Here is a 2,895-nt window from a genome sequence, read left to right as displayed (position 1 = left end):
GAAGAAGTTGAACTGGGCCAGTAATTTTATAAGAAAATTAAGCCCGAAGGGAAAATAAATGCGGTCACTATAACATTGATTATAAGCATATGAAAATAGTTAGAAGTTGGAGAGAGCAAAAGGTTTTGCTTAAAAGAATGTTCCCCTTTCTTACCGATGATGATTTTATTATCGATAAAGAAGACAGGGAGAGTATGCTTGATCGCTTATCTAAAAGACTAAAGAAGACCCGTTCGGAATTGGAGTTGCTATTTGAAGAACTTCAGCGCTACTAGTCTTCATAAATATTTGTCTTTATTTCTACGTTTTGGAATAAATTGATAAGGCCAGAATATTTTTTCAGAATATGGTAAAAGGATAATAAGGGAACAAACAGGGGGGAATGCTTATATCGTTATAATATCCAATTAGAGAATCTGATAACCTAAGTGACCAGATTAGCCGTTTGGGAGTATGAAATCAAATTACCAGCCATATCGTTCATTCCCGTTTTTTGGGTCAAGAAGATGATAAAATCAAATTTAGAATTAAACAATGACGTTAATCCGGTATGGAGAATTCCAATATACAAACCGATTTGGCAGTGGTCCATATTGACCCCGTTATTTTCATTTTAGTCGTCATTTCTGTAGGAATCATCCTTACCAGCTTTATTTTTAAATTATTAGGACAACCTTATGTGATTGCTTACATCCTTGTGGGTATATTAATGGGGCCATATGGGCTAGGGTTAGTGAATGACAAATCGCTTGTTTCGGGTCTTGGGGCTTTTGGGCTGGTACTTTTACTTTTTTTTATTGGTATGGAGATATCCCTGCCAAAAATCATTGCCAACTGGCGTATTCCTGTCATGGGTACCCTGATTCAGGTGATATTCAGTGTGGGAGCAGTTTGGGGCGTCGGCTATATTTTGCACTGGGAGTTTTATCACGTAGTTGTCTTTGGGTTTGTAATAAGTCTGAGCAGCTCTGCTATTGTTATAAATTTTCTTCAAGACAAAGGGTTGATTGCATCTGGTTTAGGACAAAATGTTATTGGGATTTTGTTGGTACAGGACATATTGCTGGTGCCGATGTTAATTTTCCTCAATTATTTAGCCGGAGCAACACCGTCTTCCCTGGAAATAGCAAAACAGGTTATTGGCGGATTCTTAATCCTGGCCATTACCCTTTGGACCTTAAAGAAAAAGGAATTACGACTACCCTTTGGGGAGCAGATCAGGCAGGATCATGAAATCCAAGTTTTCTTAGCTTTTGCATTTTGTTTTGGCTTTTCAATTCTAACGGCATTTTTTGGCCTTTCCTCCGCATTGGGAGCATTTGTTGCGGGAGTAATTGTTTCCAAAGCCAAAGAAACAACTTGGGTACATAGCAGTCTCCATGCGTTTAGAATCGTTTTCGTGGCTTTGTTTTTTGTGTCTGTGGGGATGTTGATTGACTTAGACTTTTTGATTGAGAATTTATTGATCGTGTCTATCATGGCGTTATTGGCCTTTATTACCAATAATTTCATTAATGCCTTGATTGTCCGATTTCTGGGGGAAAGTTGGACGGATAGTTTATATACGGGGGCTATTTTGGCCCAGATTGGAGAGTTCAGCTTTATTTTAGGAGCTACGGCGTTTTTTGCTGGGCTTATTCCCGAGTATACCTATCAATTAGTGATTTCGACCATTTCAGTAACGCTCATCCTTAGTCCGATATGGATTTTCCTTATGAAAAAGGTCATTGAAATAATTAGCTCCATAGAATGAAAGTGATAATTGGTAAATAAATAATGAAGGTGATAGACTATGATGCAGGGGACACTAAGTGAATAAAGTGTAATGAATGGTGGCTCAATCTTACGGATCCATAGGTAAATAAATTGCTCATAAACAATAAGACAATGGAAATGCCTGCAGATCAAAAAAGAGGATCAAAAACGATCATCACAGGGGCCAGTAGTAGAAATGTAACACAATTTGAATTAACAGCTATTCCTTAAAGAAAATGGAAAAGAAACTAAAGATTGTTCATGAAACACTGTATGAATTTGATGAAGAGGTATTCATTGAACCTCATTATTTAAGGTTCAAACCCCGTGTTTCACCCTATAATTCACTTGATACAGATTGCCTAACGATTTTTCCCAAGCCAATAGGTTTATCGGAACAATGGGATGCAGAGAATAACCTTGTGCATTTCTGTTGGTTTGATGGAATGCATTTAAGTCTAAATATCCGATCTGAATCATCAGTAATATTAGCGGATAATAACCCGTTTGATTTTATCATATTCCCACAAGGATATTTTGATCTGCCTTTTGATTATGCCCCAAAACTGAAAGATTTGCTTTGCGGGGCCCTTGTCAAAACCCAGATTGAAATTCCTTTGATAGAATACGGCAATCAAATTTTGGAGAAGTCGGGCTACAAAACACTCCACTTTATTAGTGATTTAACCAAACAGATCCACGCTGATTTCAATCTGGCGTCACGAATAGAGGGGGAACCTTTTCCTGCAGACAAAACCTTCAATCTCAAAAAGGGATCATGTAGGGACCTGGCATGGATGCAAATCCAGCTTTTGCGACACCAGGGAATTGCCGCCAAATTTGTAAGTGGTTATTATTATATAGAATCTGATGATCCTGTCCATGAACTTCACGGCTGGCTGGAAGTATTTCTGCCTGGGGCAGGTTGGGTTGGTTTTGACCCAAGCCATGGTACCGTGGTTGGAAGCTCACATGTACCGATTTGCTCAAGTGCGCATTACAGGAATACCATGCCCGTGATCGGATCATTTAGAGGAAATGCCCAAACAGTAATGGAAACTGCGTTGACTATAGCGAAATCGAATTGATCGTGATGTTCACTTATTGACACAAGCGATAAGGATTTACCTGCTTTAGTTA

At 38.6% G+C, this 2,895-nt stretch carries 3 protein-coding genes; all 3 read left to right on the top strand.

Annotation, left to right across the window (positions count from 1 at the left end; translation table 11 throughout):
- Positions 1-89: 89 nt before the first annotated feature.
- The 3 genes from ACYVAA_RS22600 to ACYVAA_RS22590 all read left to right on the top strand — a co-directional run bounded on the left by ACYVAA_RS22600 (position 90) and on the right by ACYVAA_RS22590 (position 2,843).
- A complete protein-coding gene (locus ACYVAA_RS22600) occupies positions 90-275 on the top strand; it encodes a hypothetical protein (protein WP_460546278.1) in 186 nt (61 codons plus the stop codon).
- A 275-nt stretch (positions 276-550) separates the two neighbouring features.
- On the top strand, positions 551-1,753 hold the full coding sequence (locus ACYVAA_RS22595; RefSeq protein ID WP_460546276.1) for a cation:proton antiporter: 1,203 nt from the start codon (positions 551-553) through the stop codon (positions 1,751-1,753).
- Between the two features lie 238 nt (positions 1,754-1,991).
- On the top strand, positions 1,992-2,843 hold the full coding sequence (locus ACYVAA_RS22590; protein ID WP_460546273.1) for a transglutaminase family protein: 852 nt from the start codon (positions 1,992-1,994) through the stop codon (positions 2,841-2,843).
- The last annotated feature ends 52 nt before the right edge of the window (positions 2,844-2,895 follow it).

This window comes from Echinicola sediminis, from assembly GCF_054777495.1.
This window is presented reverse-complemented; position numbering and strand designations above follow the sequence as displayed.

Excerpts from the sequence above, each read along its gene's own strand:
- ACYVAA_RS22600 (WP_460546278.1), top strand. The coding sequence starts at position 90 with ATGAAAATAGTTAGAAGTTGGAGAGAGCAAAAGGTTTTGCTTAAAAGA.
- ACYVAA_RS22595 (WP_460546276.1), top strand. The coding sequence starts at position 551 with ATGGAGAATTCCAATATACAAACCGATTTGGCAGTGGTCCATATTGAC.
- ACYVAA_RS22590 (WP_460546273.1), top strand. The coding sequence starts at position 1,992 with ATGGAAAAGAAACTAAAGATTGTTCATGAAACACTGTATGAATTTGAT.